16 protein-coding genes are annotated in these 20,953 nt (G+C 66.8%); 5 read left to right on the top strand and 11 right to left on the bottom strand.

The genetic code is table 11. The features are described from left to right. Window positions 1-3 precede the first annotated feature (3 nt). Both METLW4_RS0113405 and METLW4_RS0113400 read left to right on the top strand, forming a co-directional pair. On the top strand, window positions 4-603 hold the full coding sequence (locus METLW4_RS0113405; RefSeq protein ID WP_018266726.1) for a GNAT family N-acetyltransferase: 600 nt from the start codon (window positions 4-6) through the stop codon (window positions 601-603). A 151-nt stretch (window positions 604-754) separates the two neighbouring features. Further along, complete coding sequence (locus METLW4_RS0113400) at window positions 755-1,534, top strand: WecB/TagA/CpsF family glycosyltransferase (RefSeq protein ID WP_018266725.1); 780 nt, start codon at window positions 755-757, stop codon at window positions 1,532-1,534. 348 nt (window positions 1,535-1,882) lie between these two features. Here METLW4_RS0113400 and hisG read toward each other — a convergent pair whose 3' ends face one another. The 5 genes from hisG to rpsO all read right to left on the bottom strand — a co-directional run bounded on the left by hisG (window position 1,883) and on the right by rpsO (window position 7,620). Beyond that, complete coding sequence (gene hisG / locus METLW4_RS0113395; protein ID WP_018266724.1) at window positions 1,883-2,857, bottom strand: ATP phosphoribosyltransferase; 975 nt, start codon at window positions 2,855-2,857, stop codon at window positions 1,883-1,885. Then, a complete protein-coding gene (locus METLW4_RS0113390) occupies window positions 2,854-3,993 on the bottom strand; it encodes an ATP phosphoribosyltransferase regulatory subunit (protein WP_018266723.1) in 1,140 nt (379 codons plus the stop codon). The genes hisG and METLW4_RS0113390 overlap by 4 nt, the downstream gene beginning before the upstream one ends. Before the next feature lie 94 nt (window positions 3,994-4,087). Beyond that, window positions 4,088-4,657 carry a hypothetical protein gene (locus METLW4_RS0113385; RefSeq protein ID WP_018266722.1) on the bottom strand — a complete coding sequence of 190 codons (570 nt, stop codon included), beginning with the start codon at window positions 4,655-4,657 and terminating at the stop codon, window positions 4,088-4,090. A gap of 186 nt (window positions 4,658-4,843) precedes the next feature. Further along, window positions 4,844-6,991, bottom strand: a complete 2,148-nt coding sequence (gene pnp, locus METLW4_RS0113380; RefSeq protein ID WP_018266721.1) for a polyribonucleotide nucleotidyltransferase — start codon at window positions 6,989-6,991, stop codon at window positions 4,844-4,846. A gap of 359 nt (window positions 6,992-7,350) precedes the next feature. Further along, the gene (gene rpsO / locus METLW4_RS0113375; protein ID WP_018266720.1) at window positions 7,351-7,620 is read right to left on the bottom strand and encodes a 30S ribosomal protein S15; all 270 of its coding nucleotides are present in this window, start codon (window positions 7,618-7,620) and stop codon (window positions 7,351-7,353) included. A 365-nt stretch (window positions 7,621-7,985) separates the two neighbouring features. Here rpsO and METLW4_RS0113370 point away from each other — a divergent pair, with 365 nt between their 5' ends. After that, a complete protein-coding gene (locus METLW4_RS0113370) occupies window positions 7,986-8,903 on the top strand; it encodes an AEC family transporter (RefSeq protein ID WP_018266719.1) in 918 nt (305 codons plus the stop codon). Between the two features lie 27 nt (window positions 8,904-8,930). Here the strand turns inward: METLW4_RS0113370 and METLW4_RS0113365 are convergent, their stop codons facing one another. Together METLW4_RS0113365 and METLW4_RS0113360 are read right to left on the bottom strand one after the other, a co-directional pair. Then, window positions 8,931-10,493 carry a DUF6270 domain-containing protein gene (locus METLW4_RS0113365; RefSeq protein WP_157235118.1) on the bottom strand — a complete coding sequence of 521 codons (1,563 nt, stop codon included), beginning with the start codon at window positions 10,491-10,493 and terminating at the stop codon, window positions 8,931-8,933. A 221-nt stretch (window positions 10,494-10,714) separates the two neighbouring features. Beyond that, window positions 10,715-12,484 (bottom strand): hypothetical protein, encoded by a 1,770-nt coding sequence (locus METLW4_RS0113360; RefSeq protein ID WP_018266718.1) that lies wholly within the window; start codon window positions 12,482-12,484, stop codon window positions 10,715-10,717. A gap of 120 nt (window positions 12,485-12,604) precedes the next feature. Here METLW4_RS0113360 and glpE point away from each other — a divergent pair, with 120 nt between their 5' ends. Beyond that, window positions 12,605-13,402 (top strand): thiosulfate sulfurtransferase GlpE, encoded by a 798-nt coding sequence (gene glpE, locus METLW4_RS0113355; RefSeq protein ID WP_018266717.1) that lies wholly within the window; start codon window positions 12,605-12,607, stop codon window positions 13,400-13,402. A 3-nt stretch (window positions 13,403-13,405) separates the two neighbouring features. On the opposite strand, the gene cobT is transcribed toward glpE, so the two are convergent. The 4 genes from cobT to METLW4_RS0113335 form a co-directional block, all read right to left on the bottom strand. Continuing rightward, window positions 13,406-14,419: a nicotinate-nucleotide--dimethylbenzimidazole phosphoribosyltransferase gene (cobT, locus tag METLW4_RS0113350; RefSeq protein ID WP_018266716.1), complete on the bottom strand. Its 1,014-nt coding sequence runs from the start codon at window positions 14,417-14,419 to the stop codon at window positions 13,406-13,408. A gap of 178 nt (window positions 14,420-14,597) precedes the next feature. Then, window positions 14,598-17,435, bottom strand: coding sequence for a valine--tRNA ligase (locus METLW4_RS0113345; protein WP_018266715.1), 2,838 nt, complete (start codon window positions 17,433-17,435; stop codon window positions 14,598-14,600). Between the two features lie 181 nt (window positions 17,436-17,616). Next, entirely contained in the window at window positions 17,617-18,900 is a 1,284-nt protein-coding gene (eno, locus tag METLW4_RS0113340; protein ID WP_018266714.1) for a phosphopyruvate hydratase, read from the bottom strand. 113 nt (window positions 18,901-19,013) lie between these two features. Next, complete coding sequence (locus METLW4_RS0113335) at window positions 19,014-19,820, bottom strand: creatininase family protein (RefSeq protein ID WP_018266713.1); 807 nt, start codon at window positions 19,818-19,820, stop codon at window positions 19,014-19,016. Window positions 19,821-19,933: 113 nt separating this feature from the next. Here METLW4_RS0113335 and METLW4_RS0113330 point away from each other — a divergent pair, with 113 nt between their 5' ends. Further along, entirely contained in the window at window positions 19,934-20,953 is a 1,020-nt protein-coding gene (locus METLW4_RS0113330; protein ID WP_018266712.1) for an ABC transporter substrate-binding protein, read from the top strand.

Genomic DNA, 20,953 nt, shown 5'->3' with positions numbered 1-20,953 from the left:
TCCATGGCGCTCTTCGGCCTCGTTCCCGCCTATCGCGATCTGCCGCTGCGCGGGGAGGGCGTCTATCTGCGTGGCTCGGAGATGCGGGATTTCGTCGCCTGGGCGTCGCTCCGGGAGCGCAGCCGCGCCTTTCTGACGCCCTGGGAGCCGACATGGCCGTCGGATGATCTCACGCGTGGGAGCTTTCGCTATCGCGTGCGCCGCCACGCCGAGGAGATGGCGCGCGACGAAGCCTATTCCTTCTTCGTTTTCCGCGAGGCGGACGACGTGCTCGTCGGCGGCTTGACGCTCGGCCATGTGCGTCGCGGCGTGTCCCAGGCGGCGACGCTCGGCTATTGGATGGGCGAGCCCTATGCCGGCAAGGGCTATATGTCCCGCGCGGTGCGCGCCGCGCTGGATTACGCCTTCAGCCGCCAGCGCCTGCATCGCGTCGAGGCCGCCTGCCTGCCCTCCAACGCCGCCTCCATCCGGCTGCTGGAACGCAATGGCTTCCATCAGGAGGGCTTCGCGCGGGCCTACCTCAACATCAACGGCCAATGGCGCGACCATCTCCTCTTCGCGCGGCTCGATAGCGACCCTTCGCCGGCGCGCCGAACGCTGTGAGCGGACGGGGATGGCGGGTTCGCCCGTCGTCCCGTTTCGAATCCGCACAGAACAGCCCCGATTCTCTCTGGCACGCATCTCTCAACCTACCCTTCGACATTGCCGACCACGTTTCGAAACGGGACGGCAGGTGAAAAAGGGTAGCGTATTCATGGCGTTCCAGCGTAAACCGGCGTTCCGGGACATCGAGGAGATCACCGTTGGCGGCGCGCGCGTCGCTCGGCTCGATCTTGCGGCGACCGCGCGGCTGATGATCGAGGCGGCGCTCCGCCCCGCGCGGGAGAATGGGCCGCTCTATCTCACCTCCGTCAATGGCGAGGTGCTGGCGCGTCGCCGCGCCAGCCGCGAATTCGCCGAGCTCGTCGACGAGGCCGATCTCATCAGCGCCGACGGCCAGCCGCTCGTCTTCGCCTCGCGTCTGCTGGGCGCGCGGGCGCTGCCGGAGCGCGTCGCCACCACGGATCTCTATCCGCTGGTCGCCGAAATGGCCGCGCGCGAAGGCGTCACCTTCTATCTCTATGGCGGGACGGAGGAGGTCAATCGCGCGACCTATGAGGTCACAAAGCGCCGCTTCCCCGGCCTGCGCATCGTCGGCCGCTCGCATGGCTATCTCGCCGGCGAGGCGCTGGAGCGCAAGATCGACGAGATCGACGAGCTGGCGCCCGATATCGTCTGGCTCGCGCTGGGCGTGCCGCGCGAGCAGGAATTCGTGCGAAAATGGAGCGATCGCCTTCGAAACGTCAAAGTGATCAAGACATCTGGAGGCCTGTTCGATTTTGTGGCCGGCGCCAAGAAGCGCGCGCCTATGTGGATGCAGAAGGCGGGCCTCGAATGGGCCTTCCGCCTTCGTCTCGAGCCGCGCCGGCTGTTCTTGCGTTACGTGACGACCAATCCGATCGCGTTGCTGCTGCTATTGCGCCACACGCATTGACCGTCCTCGCACATCCGCCGGCGCGTCGAAGCCGGCGGGCGTCCGAAGCCGCAGTGTAACGAGTTCGGCTTTGGGTCCCCGGCGCGCCGCGCCACTCCGCCAGCGCCGGGGACGACGCCGATCATCGGCGAATTCCCAAAATGGGAAAAGTTCGGCCGCCTGCGCCATTCAAGTCGAAGGCGGGCGCGAAGGCCCCCTCCCTCACCCTCCCCCGCTGCGCGGGAGAGGGGCGGCCAGCGTTGGACGAAATTTCGATGAAGCGCCGCATCTGCTCCCTCTCCCGCGCAGCGGGGGAGGGCTGGGGAGGGGGCTCGTCCGGCTATCGGCGCTTTTCGCGGCGCAACCCGATCAAATCCGCCCTTGCAGCCGGCTCCACAGCGCATTTTCCGCGCTGAACACATAGTCCAACCGGGCGCTCGTCACCGTGCGCGCGCCTTTGGCGATCAGCCAGTCGGCGAATTGCGGCGCGCCATCCGCCGAGGCGGAGAAGGCGAAAAAGCCGCCGTCGCCACGCTCGCGCAGCTCAACGGAAAATTTCTCCGCCGCCTCGGCGAGCAGCGTCTCGTCCAGCGTCACGCGGGCGCGAATCTCGCGCGTCGTGCGGGCCTGCTCCTCGGCCGCTATGCGCGAGAGGATGATGCGCGCCGCCTCCCGCGCCCGCGGCGTCCAGGGCGCGGTCAGCGAGGCGACGAGATTGGCCTGCGAGCGCAGGATCACGCCATCGTCCAAAGTCTTCAGCGCATTGGCGACGAGCGTCGCGCCGGTGGTGGTGATGTCCACGATGAGATCGGCGGAGCCCGCCGCCGGCGCGCCTTCCGTGGCGCCGGAGCTCTCGACGATGCGATAATCGCCGATGGCGTGCTTGGCGAAGAAGCGCCGCGTCGTGTGGATATATTTGGTGGCGACGCGCAGCCCGCGGCCATGGCGGGCGCGAAAGCCGGCCGAGACATCGGCGAGATCGGCCATGGTCCGCACGTCGATCCAGGCCTGCGGAACGGCGACCACCACATTGGCCTTGCCGAAGCCGAGCGGCGCCAGAATCTCCACCTTGCTCGCCGCGTCGGCAATCGTCTCGCGCACGAGGTCTTCGCCCGTCACGCCGAGATGGACGTCGCCGCTGGCCAGCCGCGAGGTGATCTCGGAGGCGGAGAGAAAGGCGGCCTCCGCATCCTCCACGCCGGCGAGCTGGCCGCGATAGTCGCGCGCCCCGCGCCCCTGCGTCACCTCTATGCCCGCGCGGGCGAAAAAGGCGTTGGCGTTCTCCTGCAGCCGGCCCTTGGAGGGAACGGCGACGATGAGTCTGTCGGGCGTCGTTGCGGTCATGCCGCGATTCCTTTGCGCGCCGTCAGCCGGTCGACCCATATGGCCGCGCCGACAGCGGGAATGTCCTGTTTCGCGCCCAGCGTCTTCAGCAGGCGGTCATAGCGCCCGCCGCCGATGAGCGCCGGGCCGGCGGGCTCGCGCCGCGCCTCGAAGACGAAGCCCGAGTAATAGTCGAGCCTCCGCGCGAAGCTCGCGGAGAAGCGCACGCGATCGAGATCGACGCCGCGCGCCGCGAGAAAGCCCGAGCGCGTGTCGAGCGAGTCGAGCGCCGCGGTCAGGTCGAGCGCGGCGTCCTTCGCCAGCGCGCGCAGCGCGGCCGCGGCCTCGTCGATCTGGCCCTGAATGGCGAAGAAAGCGTCGACCAGCGCATGCTTCTCGGCGCTCACGCCGGCGCCGCCGGCGAGGGCGGCCTGATCCAGAAAGCGCTCGGCGATCTCCCCGGCGCTGCGGCCGCCGACCGGCGAAATGCCGGCGATGGACAGAAGATCCTCGACGAGCGCGCGCGCCTCCTTGGCGTCCACCTTCTCGAGCGCCGCGAGCACGCCGGCGTGCTCCTTGCCATTGGCGGGCGGAGCGAAAATCTGCGACAGCGACTCGCCGCGGGCGTGTCCCGTCTCGAGACGCCGGCGCCAGGCGGGCGGCAGGTCGAGCCGATCTAGAAAGGTGGAGACGAGGCCGGCGTCGCCGGTCTCCACATGCAGAGCCCCGCCATCGGCCGCGGAGGCGGCCTCGAGAGCGGCGGCGAGAATCTCGGCGTCGGCGGCCTCGCGATCGTCGCGGCCGAAGCTCTCGAGCCCGGCCTGCAACAGCTCGCCGCTGCCCGTCTCGCCCTCGGCGGGGAAGCGGAACACAGTGCCGCCATAGGCGAAGGAGGCGGGCGCCCCCGCGGTCGCCGAGGCGAGATAGGCGAGGCAGACGGGGATCGTATATTCCGGCCGCAGGCAGACGTCGTCGCCGGCGGCGTCGCTGGTGAGGTACAGGCGGCCGCGGAAATCCTCGCCCGAGCGGTCGAGGAAGACGCCGGCCGGCTGCAATATCTTCGGCTCGCAGCGGGCAAAGCCCGCGCGCTGGAACGACGCCAATATCGCGCCGAGAGCGTCGCCGCTCGATAAATCGGTTTTCGCCGCCTCGTTCACGCCTCTAGTCCCTCTCTTGCGGCCCTTCCTTAGCAAGCGCGGATGACATTCGCATCCGCTTTCGGGAGGGAGGGTGAACAGGACGAGGGTTCGGTCAGCGCTCGCACTCTTTGGGAGGATTGTCGCCGGACCAATCGGCGAGCGAAATCGTCTGCGCCTTGATCTCGATTTTCTTGCCGTTGCGCGTTCCCTTGCCGGAGAGGAAATTGAGATCGCAGCTCTTGCCGGCGTTGGGGTCGATGGTGTCGCGGCTCGCATAGGTGAAGCCGGCGACGATGAGCGCGCCATTGCGGCGGATGACCGTCAAAGTCTCGCTCCAGCGGTCGCGGCCGATCGAATCATTCTCGGATTTGATCAGCAGCGAGCCCTTGTCGCTCACCGCAAGCGAAGGCCGCTGGCCGGCCATGCCGCCGTTCCAGGCGGCGTTCTTCTTCACGAAGGCCGGCTTGGCCCCGGCGCGCAGAGCGTCCTGATCGAGCCCGAGATAGACATAGAGATCGGCGCCATTGTCGAGATTGTCGACGAGCACGGCGAGATCTCGGCCGCCGCCATCGGAGAGATAGATCGGCGTGGCGGAGAGAATGCGCTCCAGCGGCGCGGTCTCGGCGACGACGGGGGAGGCGGCGAGCAAGAAAGCGACGAGAAAGGGTGGACGAAATCGCATTGGAAAAAACCCTTACGAAATAAGTCGCGGGGGCGCACCCTCATCCGACCCCGCTTCGCGGGGCCACCTTCTCCCGCGAGCGGGAGAAGGGAGCGCCCTGTTCTTCTACTATGTCGGAATAAGAGACGACACTCTCGACGCGAGGGTCGGATGAGGGCCCGCGCCGGGCGAGCCCCTCCCGATGCGTCACTCGCCGGCGTTGGCGGCGGCTTCGGCCTTTTCCTTGGCCTCGAGGTCCTCGCCGGTCTGCTGATCGACGACGCGCATGGAGAGGCGCACCTTGCCGCGATCGTCGAAGCCGAGCAGCTTCACCTTCACCTTGTCGCCTTCCTTCACCACGTCGGTCGTCTTGTTCACGCGCTGCTTGGAGAGCTGCGAGATGTGAACGAGGCCGTCCTTGGCGCCGAAGAAATTGACGAAGGCGCCGAAGTCGGCGGTCTTCACCACGGTTCCCTCATAGATTTGGCCGACCTCGGGGTCCGAGGCGATCGACTTGATCCAATTGATCGCCGCCTTGATCGAGTTGCCGTCGGAGGAGGCGACCTTCACCGTGCCGTCGTCCTCGATATTGATCTTGGCGCCGGTCTTCTCGACGATCTCGCGAATGACCTTGCCGCCGGTGCCGATCACTTCGCGGATCTTGTCGGTGGCGATCTTCAGCGTCTCGATGCGCGGCGCGAACTCGCCGAGCTCGGCTCGCGAGGTGGTGAGCGCCTTGGCCATCTCGCCGAGAATATGCAGACGGCCCTCACGCGCCTGGCCCAGCGCCACGCGCATGATCTCTTCCGTGATGCCGGCGATCTTGATGTCCATCTGCAGCGAGGTGACGCCGTCCGACGTGCCCGCCACCTTGAAGTCCATGTCGCCGAGATGATCCTCGTCGCCGAGAATGTCGGAGAGAACGGCGAAGCGCGCGCCCTCGAGGATGAGGCCCATGGCGATGCCGGCGGTCGGCTTCTTCAGCGGCACGCCCGCGTCCATCAGCGCCAGCGAGGAGCCGCAGACCGTGGCCATGGAGGAGGAGCCGTTGGACTCGGTGATCTCCGAGACGACGCGCAGCGTGTAGGGGAATTCGGCGGCGGCCGGCAGCATCGGGCGAATGGCGCGCCAGGCGAGCTTGCCATGGCCGATCTCGCGGCGGCCGGGCGAGCCCATGCGGCCCGTCTCGCCGACGGAGTAGGGAGGGAAGTTGTAGTGGAGCAGGAAGCGCTCCTTATAGGTCCCCTCGAGCGAGTCGACGAATTGCTCATCCTCGCCCGTGCCGAGCGTCGCGACGACCAGCGCCTGCGTCTCGCCGCGGGTGAACAGAGCGGAGCCATGCGCGCGCGGCAGCACGCCCACTTCGGCGACGATCGGGCGCACGGTCTTCACGTCGCGGCCGTCGATGCGAATGCCGTCGTCGAGAATGTTCCAGCGCACGACCTTGGCCTGCAGATCGTGGAAGGCCTCGGCGACATGCTCCTTGGAGAATTTCGCCTCGCCGCCTTCCGGCAGCAGGCCGGCGAAGACCTTGGCCTTCACCGCGTCCACGGCGGCGTAGCGGTCCTGCTTCACAGTGATCTTATAAGCGGCGCGCAGCTCGGTCTCGGCGATTGCCGCGACGGCGGCGTTGACCTCGGACTTATCGGCGACATTGAGGTCGCGCGGGTCCTTTGCGGCGCGCTCGGCGAGACGGATGATGGCGTCGATGACGGGCTGGAAGCCGCGATGGCCGGTCATCACCGCCTCGAGCATCAAATCCTCGGAGAGCTCCTGCGCCTCCGATTCCACCATCAGCACGGCGTCCGACGTGCCGGCGACGACGAGATCGAGCGCCGAGAGCTTCATCTCCTCGATCGTCGGATTGAGCTTGAGCTGGCCGTTGATATAGCCGACGCGGGCGCCGCCGATCGGCCCCATGAAGGGAATGCCGGAGAGCGTCAGCGCCGCCGAGGCGGCGACCATGGCGAGAACATCCGGGTCATTCTCGAGGTCATGGCTCAGCACGGTCACGATGACCTGCGTGTCATTGCGATAGCCGTCGGGGAAGAGCGGGCGGATCGGCCGGTCGATGAGGCGGGAGACCAGCGTCTCGCGCTCGCTGGGGCGGCCTTCGCGCTTGAAATAGCCGCCCGGAATGCGGCCGGCGGCGAAGGCCTTCTCCTGGTAGTTGACGGTCAGCGGGAAGAAGTCCTGGCCGGGCTTGGGTGCCTTGGCGGAGACGACGGTCGCGAGCACGGTGGTCTCGCCCCAGCTGGCGAAAACGGCGCCGTCCGCCTGGCGGGCGATCTTGCCGGTCTCGAGGATCAGCTTGCGGCCCGCCCAGTCGAGCTCTTCGCGATGGATTTGGAACATGTCTTTTCGTCTTTCTCTCATGACGCGCCATGATGCGCGTCGGCTTGGCGCGGCGTCATGGGCAAGACGGCGAGAGGCTGTGGGGCGGGGATTTTCAAAGACGCGAAGCCGCGAACGCTTCGAAAGATCCTCGCCTCAGCGTCCGGCGATCCTGCCATGACGATCTGCCGAGGGCCGGCGGCGCGGCCCCATGCCGCCCGCCGAACATTGGAAGGGCCGCCCTTTCGCGCATCCCTTCCGGCAATGAAGCGGCCGAATCGTTCGGCCGAACCGTTTTTTCATACGCGAAATCGCGGCGGACCGCGATCTCGCTTTCTCTGACGCTCTTTCGAGGGCCGTCCCGCGGGACGGCCGGAAGCTCAGCGACGAATGCCGAGACGCTCGATGATGGAGCGATAGCGCGGCTCGTCTCTCGACTTCACATAATCGAGCAGCTGGCGACGCTGCGACACGAGCTTCAAGAGACCGCGACGCGAATGATTGTCCTTCACATGGGTCTTGAAATGCCCGGTCAGATTGGTGATGCGCTCGGTGAGGATCGCAACCTGGACCTCGGGCGAGCCGGTGTCGTCCGGCTTGGTCGCATATTCCTTGATGAGCGCCTGCTTGCGCTCGGCAGTGATCGACATCGGTCGGTCCTTTTCTCGTCTGGTGTGGGTCCGCGGGCCGCGGCCGGGGCCGGGATGTCGTCCAGCGAGGGTCGCCGCGAGCGGAGCCGCCCGGAAAACCGGGCGCGCGACGGGCTTATAGCAGAAACGGGCGGGAAGGATAGAGAGCCCTCTCCGCCGGGCTCCGGCGGCGGCGATGCGCCGCGGCCGACCGGAAAGGTGGAGAAAAATCTCCTCTCATTTCCGCCGGCTGGAGCGCGGCCTCCCGCTGCGGCGGCGCGCGACAGACTTTATATCCATTTGATCGGCGCTGTAAATCATTGCTATGACTATGGCTTCGGAACTTTTGTCGCGCCGTTCCGCCGGGGTCAGAAGAGGTTTCTCGCATGTCGGCCGTGCTGACGGCGCTCGCGCCGATTTTCATCCTCATATTTCTGGGCTATGGGCTCCGCCATCGCCGCCTCCTGCCGGAGGAGTTCTGGCTTCCTTGCGAGCGGCTGAATTATTTCTGCCTGTTTCCGTCGCTGATGTTCGCGCAGATCGCGACCGCCGATCTCGCCGACCTTCCCTTGCGCGCCATAGCGGCCACCGTGCTGGGGGCGGCCGCCGCCGGCGGGGCGCTGATTTTCGCCGGCCGGCTGCTGCGGCCGCAGGCGGGGCCGACCTTCTCCTCCGTGCTGCAGGGGGCGGTGAGGCCCAACACTTATGTCGGCGTCGCCGCCGCCACCGCCGTCTTCGGCCGGCCGGGGCTGATGGCGACCTCCATCGCGATCGCCATCGCCATTCCGCTGTTCAACATTCTCTCCATTCTCATCCTCGCCTTCTATGGCGAGCAGAAAAGCGCCGATCCGCGCCGCCTCGCGCGCGCCATCGCCGGCAATCCGGTCGTGGTCTCCGTGCTCGCGGGGGCGCTGGCGAATCTGTCTGGCCTGCCGCTGCCGGCCGTGGCGCTCGAGACTCTGCATGTGCTCGGCTCCGCTTCTCTGCCGCTCGGCCTGCTTTCGGTGGGCGCGGGGCTCGATCTCGCAGCGGCGCGCGTGTCGCTGGGGCCGGTGCTGCAATCGGCGGCCGTCAAGCTCGTCGCTCTGCCCTTCTTCGCCTATTGGATCGGCTCGGGTCTCGGCCTCGATCGCGTGACGCTGAGCGGAATGGTGCTGTTCAGCGCGCTGCCCTGCACGCCCTCCGCCTATATCATGGCGCGGCTGCTCGGCGGCGATCACCGCGTCGCGGCGGGCATCATCAGCGTGCAGACCCTCGTCGCCGGAGTCACAATGCCGATGGCGCTGGCGCTCTCCGGCGGCTGATCGTCTCTTCCAGCGTCACGGCTCGCCTTATGCGGCGCCGACCGGGCGCTCGAGCAGCGCGTCGCGGGCATAGTCGCGCTCGGAGATGAGCGCGGCCTTTTCGGCGGCGAGGCGGTCGCGCTCGGCGGCGAGCGCCTCGCTATGCGCGAGAGCGGCTTCGAGCCGGGCGATGATCTCGTCGATCTCGCTGGACGCCCGATCGCGCTCGACGAGCAAGGCGGCGCTTTCGGCCAGGACGCGATCACGATCGGCCGCAAAGGCGTAGGCGTCAGCGCGAGCGGTGTCGCGCTCCACGCGCATCGCCTCCTTCTCATGCGCCTCCTTGCTCCATTCGGCGGCCATGGCGGCGTTTTCGCTCATAATGCGATCACGGTCCGCCGCAATGGCCTCGGCGTTCGCAATGGCCGCGTCGCGCTCGGCCCGCATCGCCTCCTTCTCGTGAGTTTCCTTGTTCCATTCGGCGGCCATGGCGACGTTTTCGCCCATGATGCGCTCATAGTCCGCGAGGGCGGCGTCGCGCTCCCTTCGCATCGCCTCTTTCTCATAGAGCGCGAGAGCGCGCTCGGCGACGGCCGCGGCCTTTTCCGCGACGGCGGCGTCGCGCTCGGCTCGGATCACTCTCGCCTCGATCGCCGCGCTCTCGCGCTCGACGAAAGCGGCGTCATTCTCCGTCGTGGCGGGCGTATGATCGTCGCTGGGCGTGAGCCTATCGTCGGCCGCGCCTTCGAGCCCCGCTCGCATCTCGTCCCGTTCCTCGAGCGCCGCATCGCGCGCGCCGGCGAAAGCGGCGTTGGCGGTCGCCAGCTGGTCGCGCTCCGCGGTGAGAGCCTGAATCTGCCGGATCAGATCGTCGCGCTCCGCCGCCCGTAGGAAGAGCTGATCGATGATGGCGCGGCTGCCGTCCTCGCGATCGCGGAAGAGCAGCTGCGCGGTCTTCTCGGCGTAGAGAAGATAGACTTCCGGCAGGTAATGCGTGTCGCTCGGGCCGCCCCAGGGGACCTCGCGGCCGGTGATGAACAGCTTGCGCGGCAGCGAGACGAAGGAGACGCAGTCGAAGCTGCGCGCGAAATCATACATTTTCTCGAGCGCGATATTCGCTGTCTCCGCGGCTCCGGGCGCGAAGTCATAGGTGTAGGGGACGCCATTCACCTTGCAGGTGAAATAATGCTCGAGCAGCACGAGGCGCGAAAACTTCCTCGACAATATCTCGATCGATCGCGCGAAGGCGCGCTTCCACAGCGGAAAGAACCGCGCCCAATTGGCGTGGAAGGAAATGCGCTCGCCGCCTTTGAAGATCTTGTCGAAGACCTCCTCATTCATCGTCTCGGGCGTCAGGCCCTCGATAATATTGACGCCCTCGAGCGGATCGATGACGAATTGCGTCTCGCTGAGCGCGATGACGCCTGTGCGCAGATCGCGCGTTATGTCGAAGATCAGCAGCTCTGCGTCTATCTCCAGAAGATTCGGCAGATGCAGCTTCTTCGCGTCATTGACGAGATAGGTCAGGAATTGCGGCGGCAGGCAGGAGAAGCGCGAATCGATTTTCTCGATCGGATCGGCGACCAGCGAAATCGTCGGGCGGCGCCACAAATGTCCGCGCGATCGGAAAAGACCTTCATTCAGCCTCTGGCCGCTCTCGTAAGTCGAGCAGCCGCCCAATGTTATAAAGCTCTGGCGGCGATCGTCGACATGAGCCGCCTCGGCAGGAAGCTCAGAACTTTCTCTTGCAACAACGCTGACATTTTTACCCGAATTGTGCTTTTTCGCCATCGCCATCTTCTTCTTATAACGATGTTACACAAAGTTTCATGTCAGGCTCCTTTGTCGAGATGTAGCACATTGCCGTCGCCGCGTAAAATCTCCTCTACGAAATTACGTGATTTCCGCGTCTCTCTCGAGAAGGCCTGCGCCGAAACGCCGCCGGCGAGCAGCCCGGCGATGGCGCCGCAGAGTCCGGCCCATGCGAGCTGCTCTATGTCCGGCGGCGACGAATCGACGATCAGCGTCACCGCCATTGTCGCGACGCCAGCCAATTGGCCGATCATCGCATCGCGGTCCTGCGCGCGTGGAAACAGCGCGAGGCCGATCAGCGGAACGAAGCCCGCCGCCGACAGCGCGAGCGCCATGCCGACCAGCGTGCGCGCGTCTATGGCGTTGGCCGCGCTCGTCGCCGAGCCGAGCGCGGTGACGCCGACGAGGGCCAGCCGCGTGATGGCGAGGCGGCGGCTGGTCAGCGCCGATTCGGCGCGCAGACGATAGAGCGCGTCATGGCCGACCGCGGCGGCGCAGGCGTGCAGGCTGGCCGCCGCCAGCGCCAGGCCGACGGCGATGACGCCGGAGGCGACGAGGCCGCTGAGCGCGGCGCCGAGCTTGGCCAATTGCGGCAGCGCGCCGATGAGATATTCCGCGCGCACGGAAATATCCTCCGCTCGCAGCGGCGCGGCGGGCGCCAGCTTGCGGGCCAGGCAGGCGGCGCGCGCCTGCGCCGGCCCGTCCGCCTTGGCGCCGCAGATCTGCAGCAGGCCGCGCGCGCTCGCCGAATAGATCGATTCGGGCAGCCGTTCCGGCGTCTGGCCGACGGCGACATTGGAGACGATCAGCGCGGAGGAGGCGACCGTCGCCGCCACCAGCGCCGCCGCCGTCAGCGTCCAGAACAGGGCCGCGATCCCGGCTCGCCGCGCCGCCGCGGCGTCCCGCGTCGCCACCGATGGGGCGAGGGCGGGCGCGAGGGTCGCAAGTCCGAGCGCCAGGCCGAGCGCGGTGGCGATCTCGAGCGCCGCCGGCGCCGGCCGCGCCAGCCGCCAATTCTGGATGATGCGGGTCGCCTCGTTCCAGGCGGTCTGATCGCCGATGAGCGGCAAGGGCGTCGGAAAGCCTTCCGTCATCAGGGCGATCTGCGGCAGGGCGAAGCCGGCGACCAGCACGCCTGCGGCGGCGCAGGCGCTCCACAGCACGCCGCCGACGCCGCCCGGCCCCGCGATGAGCAGAATCGCCGCGCCGATGAAAAAGGCCGCGAAAGGCCGGCCCGCGCCGGTGAAGCCGACCAGCGCGTCCACCGCCGTCTGATAGCCGGCGAGCGCCACGATCGCCGAGGTGAGCGCGGCGACGGCGATCATGCCGAGCCGCGGCTCCATGCGCGAGAAGCGCGCCGCGAGCAGATCGGACAGAGAGAAGGCGCCGGTCTTGCGCAGCATCGGCCCGGTGGCGGCGCCGATGAGCGCGACGCCGAGCAGCAGGCCGAGCGTCACGCCGAGCGGCGAGCCGGCGCCGGTGAGCCGCGCCGCGAAAGGCGCCGCGAGTCCGGTGACGAGCGCCGCCTGCGCAAATCCGACATAGGCGGCCGGCGCCGCGCGTCCCGCCGCGTAATAGAAGGACACGCGCATCGAATGCAGCAGAAAGCCGAGCGCGGCGAGGGCGACGACCGTGAAATAGGGCGACACCAGCACCACCAGCCGCTCCGGCGCGCCGACGCGATCGAGCAGAGCGACGAGCCCATAGGCGGTGGCGAAAGTGACGATCGCCAGCGCGATGCGTCCGTCGAGCCGCGCCCGATCCTCGAAATTCTCCGCCGTGTCCCGCATGTCGCGCCTCCTCCCGCGAGCCTAGCCGACGAGGGCGCCGAAAACCAGCGCGCGCCGTCCCCGAGGCGCGGTTGGCCCTGACTTCGCATGTCGCGGGGCGATCGTAGGGAGAAATGCGGCATGCAGGCGAATTTTCGCAGGATCGACGTCACCGCGGCGCGTCAGATCATCGGGCGCGGGCGCGCGTTGGTGATCGATGTGCGCGACCCGGATTCTTTCGCGCGCGGCCATATAGACGGGGCCGAGCCGGCGAGCCGGGAGAACATCTCCTCCTTCGTCACATTGACGCCGAAAGACCGGCCGGTGATTTTCTGCTGCTATCATGGCAATTCCAGCCAGGCCTACGCCAAATATTTCGTCGAGCAGGGATTTTCCGACGTCTACAGCCTCGACGGCGGCTATGAGGCCTGGGCGATCGCCGAGCGTTCCGCGCCCGCCGCCGCGGCGGCGCTGAGCCCGGCGCTGGAGGCTTTTCTGGCCGAGCACGGCTTTGCGCCCGGCGACGCCAATGGCCGCAACAAGGACAATGTGACGCCGCTGATGGTCGCCGCGCGCCTCGCCCCGCCGGCGCTGGTCGCCGAGCTGCTGCAGGCCGGCGCAGATATTCATGCGACCAATGTGGACGGCAATCAGGCGCTGTGGCTCGCCTGCGTCGGCGAGATAGAGGAGAATATCGCGCTGCTGATCCGCGCCGGAATCGACATTCAGCACATAAATGTGAACGCCTCGACGCCGCTGATGTTCGCCGCCTCTTCCGGCCGCGCCCGCGCGGTGGCGCAATTGATGGCGGCCGGCGCCGACCCGTCTTTCGAGACCGACCTCGGCCTCACCGCGCTGGACATGGCCTCCACCAAGGAATGCCTCGATCTGATGCGCGCCGAGGCGAAGCGCCGCAAGGCCGCGGCCGCCGCCTCCTGACGATCAGCCGTCCTTGCCGCTGACGCCGGCGCTGGCGAAAGTCGCCATGCCGCTGTGGCAGGCCAGCGCCGCCTTGACGAGGCCGATCGCCAGAGCGGCGCCGGAGCCCTCGCCGAGCCGCATGCCGAGATCGAGCAGCGGCTTCTTGCCGAGCCGCTCCAGCACATCCCTATGCGCGCCTTCCGCCGAGACATGGCCGGCGAGGCAATGGGCGATGGCGTCCGGGTTCAGCGCATGCAGCAGCGCCGCCGCTGCGCAGGCGACATAGCCGTCGAGCAGCACGGGAACGCGATTGCGCCGCGCGGCGAGCATCGCGCCCATCATGCCGGCGATCTCGCGCCCGCCGAGCCGGCGCAAAATCTCCAGAGGGTCGGACAAATGGCCGGCGTGAAAGGCGAGCGCCGCGTCGATGACGGCGTTCTTGCGCGCGAGCCCTTCATCGTCGAGGCCGGTTCCGCGCCCGGTCCAGCGCGCCGCCGGACCGCCATAGAGCGCGGCGTAGATCGCCGCCGCCGCGCTGGTGTTGCCAATGCCCATCTCGCCCGGCGCCAGCAGATCGATCCCGCCGTCCACCGCCTCCATGCCATAGACCAGAGTGCCGGCGGCCTCGCGCTCCTCCATGGCGGGGGCTTCCGTGAAGTCCCGCGTCGGATGCTCGAGCGCCAGCTCGAAGACCTTGAGGCCGATTCCATGGGCCTTGCAGATCTGATTGATCGCCGCGCCGCCGGCCGTGAAATTATCGAGCATCTGCCGCGTGACGGCGGCGGGAAAGGCGGAGACGCCCTTGGCCGTGACGCCGTGATTGCCTGCGAAAACGGCGACGAGCGGCCGCTCGATCTTGGGCTCCGCGCGGCCCTGCCATGCGGCCAGCCATTCGGCGATCTCCTCGAGCCGCCCGAGCGAGCCCGGCGGCTTGGTGAGCTCGGCGTCGCGCCGCCGCACGGCGTCCAGGCTGTCGCGGCAGGGGGCGGGAAGGTCGGCGAGAAGATTGCGGATGTCGTCGAAGGGCGTGCTCATGCCGCGTGGCGTGCGGCATTGCGGGGGCGCGAGTCAAGCGGGGAGAGGGCGCCGCGCAGGACAATCAGATGAATGCCGAAAGTCGCGCGATTACCCTCCCCTTTAAGGGGAGGGTCGGCCGGCGATAGCCGGACGGGGTGGGGTTCGCGGGGCGCCGCCCACTCGGCGGCGAACTCCGTCAGCCCAGGCGCTTGGCGGCCGCTGTCAGCTTCTCGATGCGCTCGCGCGTCTCCTCGAGACGCTCGCGGTTTTCGTCGACCACCTCTTCCGGCGCGCGGGCGACGAAATCGGCGTTGCCGAGCTTGGCCTCGATCTTCTTCGCCTCGCCTTCCAGCTTGGCGGTCTCCTTGGCGAGACGCACCTTCTCGGCCGCGAAATCGATGACGCCTTCCAGCGGTATGGCGGCGAGCACGCCGCGCACGATCAATTGCGCGCTGCTCTTGGGCGCGGCGTCGACGAAGCCGATCTGCGAGAGGCGCGCGAGCTTGCGCAGCGTCTCGTCCCAGCGCGTCACGCGCGACTGCACATCGGCGTCGGCGCCGACGAGGACGAGCGGCACTTCCGCGCCGGCGGGCAGATTCATCTCCGAGCGCACGGAGCGCACTTCGGAGACGAGATCGACGATCCAGCCGATTTCGGCTTCCGCGGCGGCGTCCTCGAGCCCTGCGAGATCGGGCCATTGCGCCAGCGCCAGCGGCGTTTCCCGCGCGGGACCTTCGAAACCTTTCACGCCCCACAGCTCCTCGGTGATGAAGGGCATGAAGGGATGCAGCAGCGCGTAGGTCTGATCGAGCAGGAAAGCCGTGGTGGCGCGCGTCTCGTCCTTGGCGGCGCCGTCCTCGCCTTGCAGCAGGGGCTTCGCCAGCTCCAGATACCAATCGCAGAACTGGTTCCAGACGAAGCGATAGGCCGCATTGGCGGCGTCGTTGAAGCGATAGGCCTCGATCGCCGCGGCGATCTCGGCGGAGGCGCGCGCCGCCTCGCTGACGATCCAGCGATTGAGCGTGATCTGATTATTCTTCGGATCGAATCCGGCGACGCGCGCGCAGCCGTTGATCTCGGCGAAGCGCGAGGCGTTCCACAGCTTGGTCGCGAAATTGCGGTAGCCGACGACGCGCTGCGTCGAGAGCTTTATGTCGCGCCCCTGCGCCGCCATGGCCGCGAGGGTGAAGCGCAGAGCGTCCGCGCCATATTCGTTGATGAGGTGGAGCGGGTCGATGACATTGCCCTTCGACTTCGACATTTTCGCGCCCTTCTCGTCGCGGACGAGGGCGTGAATATAAACGTCGTGAAAGGGGACCTCCTTTTTGAAATAGAGGCCCATCATCATCATGCGGGCGACCCAGAAGAAGATGATGTCGAAGCCCGTCACCAGAACATTGGTGGGGTAATAGCGATCGAGTTCCTTCGTCTCGTCGGGCCAGCCCAGCGTCGAGAAGGGCCAGAGCGCCGAAGAGAACCAAGTGTCGAGCACGTCTTCGTCGCGCCAGATTGGTTCCCAGCGAGGCTTGCCAGAAACCTCATCGTCGATGATTTGTTGAAAAACTGGGTCGAGGTCGCCACGCGGCGTATCGATCACGCGCACGGGGCGACCATATCGGGCTTCCGCTAAGGCGATTGCTTCTGCTTCGGTGTGTGCGACGAAGATTTCGGGGTCTTCAATGGAGGCCCATTGGCTATCGCCCACTTCTTTCCGCCCATACCATGACGGAATGCGATGGCCCCACCAGAGCTGGCGCGACACACACCAGGGCTGGATGTTTTCGAGCCAATCGAAATAGGTCTTCTCCCAATTCTTCGGCACAAAATTGGTGTGGCCGGAGCGCACAGCATCAAGCGCTGGTTGAGCCAGCGTTTTGGCGTCGACATACCATTGGTCGGTGAGGCGCGGCTCCAGTACAGCGCCCGAGCGATCGCCGTGCGGAACCATATGCTTATGGTCAGATACTTCCGCGAGCAGCTCACGCTCTTCCATCATCGCCACGACGCGCGCCCGGGCGGCGTTGCGGTCGAGCCCTTCAAGCGCCTCGATCGTTACATCGAGTTCGTGCGAAAATGGGGTGCTATCTATGAAGTCGCGATTTCCCTTCAGCGTCACCGCGCCTTCGGCGTCGAGCACATTGATGAGCCGCAGACCGTGGCGGCGGCCGACCTCGAAATCGTTGAAGTCATGCGCGGGGGTGATCTTCACCGCGCCCGTGCCCTTCTCGGGATCGGAATATTCGTCCGCCACTATGGGGATGAGGCGGCCGACCAGAGGCAGGCGCACATTCTTGCCGACGAGCTTCTTATAGCGCTCGTCCTCTGGATGCACGGCGACAGCCGTGTCGCCGAGCATGGTCTCGGGGCGCGTCGTCGCCACGGTGATGAACTCGCCGGTCGGCTGGCCGTCGTGATAGACCACAGGATATTTGAAGTGCCACAAATGGCCCTTCACCTCGATCTGCTGCACCTCGAGATCGGAGATGGCGGTCAGCAGCTTCGGGTCCCAATTGACGAGGCGCTTGTCCTTATAGATGAGCCCGTCGCGATAGAGCTGCACGAAGACTTTCACCACGGCGCGGGAAAGCCCTTCGTCCAGCGTGAAGCGCTCGCGCGACCAGTCGCAGGAGGCGCCGAGCCGCTTCAGCTGCTCGACGATGACGCCGCCCGATTCCGCCTTCCAGGCCCACACCTCTTCCAGGAATTTCGCGCGGCCCAATTCGCGGCGATGCTGCTGGCGCTCCATCAGCCTGCGCTCGACCACCATTTGCGTCGCTATGCCGGCGTGATCCGTGCCCGGCTGCCACAGCACATCGTCGCCGCGCATGCGATGATAGCGCGCCAGAATATCCTGCAGCGTATTATTGAGCGCATGGCCCATATGCAGCGAGCCGGTGACGTTCGGCGGCGGAATGACGATGGAAAAGGGCTTCGCGCCGGCGCGCTCCGGCCGGCCGGCGCGAAAGGCGCCCGCCTCCTCCCAGAGCTCGCGCATCCGCGCTTCGATGGTCGAGGGGTCGAAGGTCTTTTCCATGGGCATGGGGGAAGCTCGGAACTACCCCCTCTCCCCGTTCACGGGGAGAGGGTTGGGGTGAGGGGCCGGGGCGAGAGGCGGAATGGTCGAAAGAGCGAGGGCCCGGAGCGGGAGCGGCATTGCCGCTCGAGACCCCGAGCCCCTCACCCTGACCCTCTCCCCGCGCGCGGGGAGAGGGAAATCAGGCCAGCGCCTTCAGCGCGCTGCGGCCGGCGTAGATCGCCGCCGGTCCCAGCTCCTCCTCGATGCGGATGAGCTGATTGTATTTCGCGACTCTGTCCGAGCGCGCCAGCGAGCCGGTCTTGATCTGCCCGCTATTGGTGGCGACGGCGATGTCGGCGATGGTCGAATCTTCCGTCTCGCCGGAGCGATGCGAGATCACCGTCGTATAGGCGGCGCGATGCGCCATCTCCACGGCGGCGAGCGTCTCGGTCAGCGTGCCGATCTGATTGACCTTCACCAGCAGCGAATTGGCGACGTCCTCGTCGATGCCGCGCGCCAGACGCTCGACATTGGTGACGAACACATCGTCGCCGACGAGCTGAATCTTGTCGCCGAGCGTGTCGGTCAGGAGGCGCCAGCCCTCCCAATCGTCCTCGGCCATGCCGTCCTCTATGGTGACGATCGGATAGGCCTCGGCGAGCTTGGCGAGATAGGCGACCTGCTCCTCTATGGTGCGCGTGACCTTCTCGCCCTCATAGACATATTTGCCGTTCTTGAAGAACTCGGTCGAGGCGACGTCGGCGCCGAGATAAATGTCCTCGCCCGGCACGAAGCCGGCGGTCACGATCGCCTCGACGATCACGTCCAGAGCCGCCTCGGCGGAGGGGAGATTGGGGGCGAAGCCGCCCTCGTCGCCGACGGAGGTGGAGAGGCCGGCCTTCTTGAGCGCCGCCTTCAGCGTGTGGAACACTTCCGCGCCCCAGCGGATCGCCTCGCGCACCGTGGGCGCGCCCACAGGCAGGATCATGAATTCCTGAAAGTCGATCGGATTGTCGGCGTGGACGCCGCCGTTGATGATGTTCATCATCGGCACCGGCAGCACGCGCGCCTGCACGCCGCCGATATAGCGGTAGAGCGGCAGAGAGGAGGCGTCGGCGGCGGCCTTGGCGACGGCCAGCGAGACGCCCAGAATGGCGTTGGCGCCGAGGCGCGACTTATTCGGCGTGTCGTCGAGCTCGATCAGCGCCTCGTCGACCGCCACCTGATCCTCGGCCTCGAAGCCGACGAGCTCGCCGGCGATCTCGTCATTCACGCTCTGCACGGCGTCCAGCACGCCCTTGCCGAGATAGCGGGTCTTGTCGCCGTCGCGCTTCTCCACAGCCTCATGGGCGCCGGTGGAGGCGCCCGACGGCACGGCGGCGCGGCCGAAGGAGCCGTCCTCCAGCACGACCTCGACCTCGACCGTGGGATTGCCGCGCGAATCGAGTATCTCGCGAGCGTGAATATCGATGATTTCGGTCATATCGGGCCTCTCCGGCGTCTGGCTGCGCAGTTGCGCGCGTTGTAGACCGAACCGCGCCGGGACGAAAGCCTCCAAAACCGGCGAAAGGCCGGTTCCCTGTGGCGTTTCCGGCGCTATTTCGGCGGCGCGCCGGCCAAGCGCGCGAGATCGAAGGCCTCGACGTCGCGCAGCAGCTCGACGAAGGCGGTCGCCCAATAATCGGCCGCGGCCTCGCCCTTGGCGGCGCTGGCCGCCGCGGCGTCGCCGATCGCCCCTTCCTTGGAGAGGTCCTGCGTCTTCCAGCCGAAGCCGATCGGCCGGTCGGCGCGCAGCCAGGTGAAATCGCGCTCGAAATCGGCGCTGGCGGAGCGAAAATGCCGCGCCCGCGCCACATCGACGAAATCCGGCGCGAGCGCGAGCATCAGCGAGGTCTCGATCTCCCCGCCATGTATGCCGAGGCGGATCTCCTCCTCGCCGAACAGCCCGTCGGGATAGCCGAAGCGATGCCAGGAGCAGGAGACGGCGAGCAGCTCGCGCCGAATGCGCAGCTCCAGCGCCGCCTGGGAGATGAGCGCCGAGTTGCCCCCATGCGAATTGAGGAGTACGAGCTTGCGGCAGCCGGCGCGGGCGACGCCTTCGCCGATCTCGCAGAGAAGGCGCAGCGCCGTCTCATGCGAGAGGCTGAGCGTGCCGGGAAAATCGCCATGCTCGATGGAGACGCCGATCGCCTGCAAAGGCAGGAACAGCGCGTCGAGATCGTCCGGCAGGCGATCGACGACGCGCTCGATCATGCCGCGCATGATCTCAGCGTCGACGCCGACGGGCAGATGCGGCCCATGCTGCTCGACGGCGGCGATGGGCAGCACGGCGATGACGCGCTCCATCTCGAGGTCGCGGAATTCGGTGGTGGCGAGGTCGATCCAGTAGCGGGACGGAAGCATGGCGGAGAGGGTAGACCTTTCGGACGGGGATCGCCATAGGGCGCATCCTTCTCCCACAGAGTGGGAGAAGGGAGAACCCGAAGATCGTTGAAAATATCGAGGTGAGGCAATCGATGACGAAACGCTTCGCAGCACAGATCGCGGCTTTGGCTTTCTTCCTCTCCGCCCTCCCGGCGCTCGCGCTGGACAAGGTCTCCTTCGCCACCAATTGGCGGGCGCAGGCCGAGCATGGCGGCTTTTATCAGGCCCTCGTCGACGGCACTTACGCCAAATACGGCCTGGACGTCACAATATTGCAGGGCGGTCCGCAGTCCAACGCGCGGCTGCTGCTCGCCGCCGGCCGCGTCGATTTCTGCATGGGCGCCAATCTCATCCAGACCTTCTCCGCCGTGCAGCAGAAGGCGCCCATCGTCGCCGTCGCCAGCATGTTCCAGAAGGACCCGATCATCTTCATGTCGCATCCGGGCGAGGGCTTCGATCGCTTCGAGGATCTGCCCAAGGCGACCGCTTTCGTCGGCAATGACAATCTCGTCTCGGTCTATCAATGGCTGAAACAGGCCTATGGCTTCAAGGAAGAGAAGATAAAGCCCTACACCTTCAACTCGGCGCCCTTCCTCGCCGACAGGAAATCGATTCAGCAGGGCTATCTGACCTCGGAGCCTTTCGAGATCGCGCGTCAGGGCGGCTTCACGCCCAATGTGTTTCTGCTCGCCGATTATGGCTATGACAGCTATTCGACGACGATCGAGACGCGCAAGGAGACGATCGAGGCCAAGGCCGATCTCGTGCAGCGTTTCGTCGACGCGTCGATCATCGGCTGGTATCATTACATCTACGGCGACAATAGCGCCGCCAACGCCGCCATCCGCAAGGACAATCCCGAAATGTCCGAGGGCCAGCTCGCTTATTCCGTCGAGAAGCTGAAGGAGCGGGGCATTGTCGATTCCGGCGATTCGCTCGGCCTCGGCATTGGCGCGATGACCGACGCGCGCGTGCGCAGCTTCTTCGACAAAATGGCCAAGGCCGGCGTCTTCCCCGCCGATCTTCCTATCGCCCAGGGCTACACCACGCGCTTCGTGAACAAGAAGGTCGGGCTGGAGCTGCGGCCTTCGCATGCCGCGGGGGCGCAGTGA

Source organism: Methylosinus sp. LW4, from assembly GCF_000379125.1.
Lineage (GTDB): Bacteria > Pseudomonadota > Alphaproteobacteria > Rhizobiales > Beijerinckiaceae > Methylosinus.
This window is presented reverse-complemented; position numbering and strand designations above follow the sequence as displayed.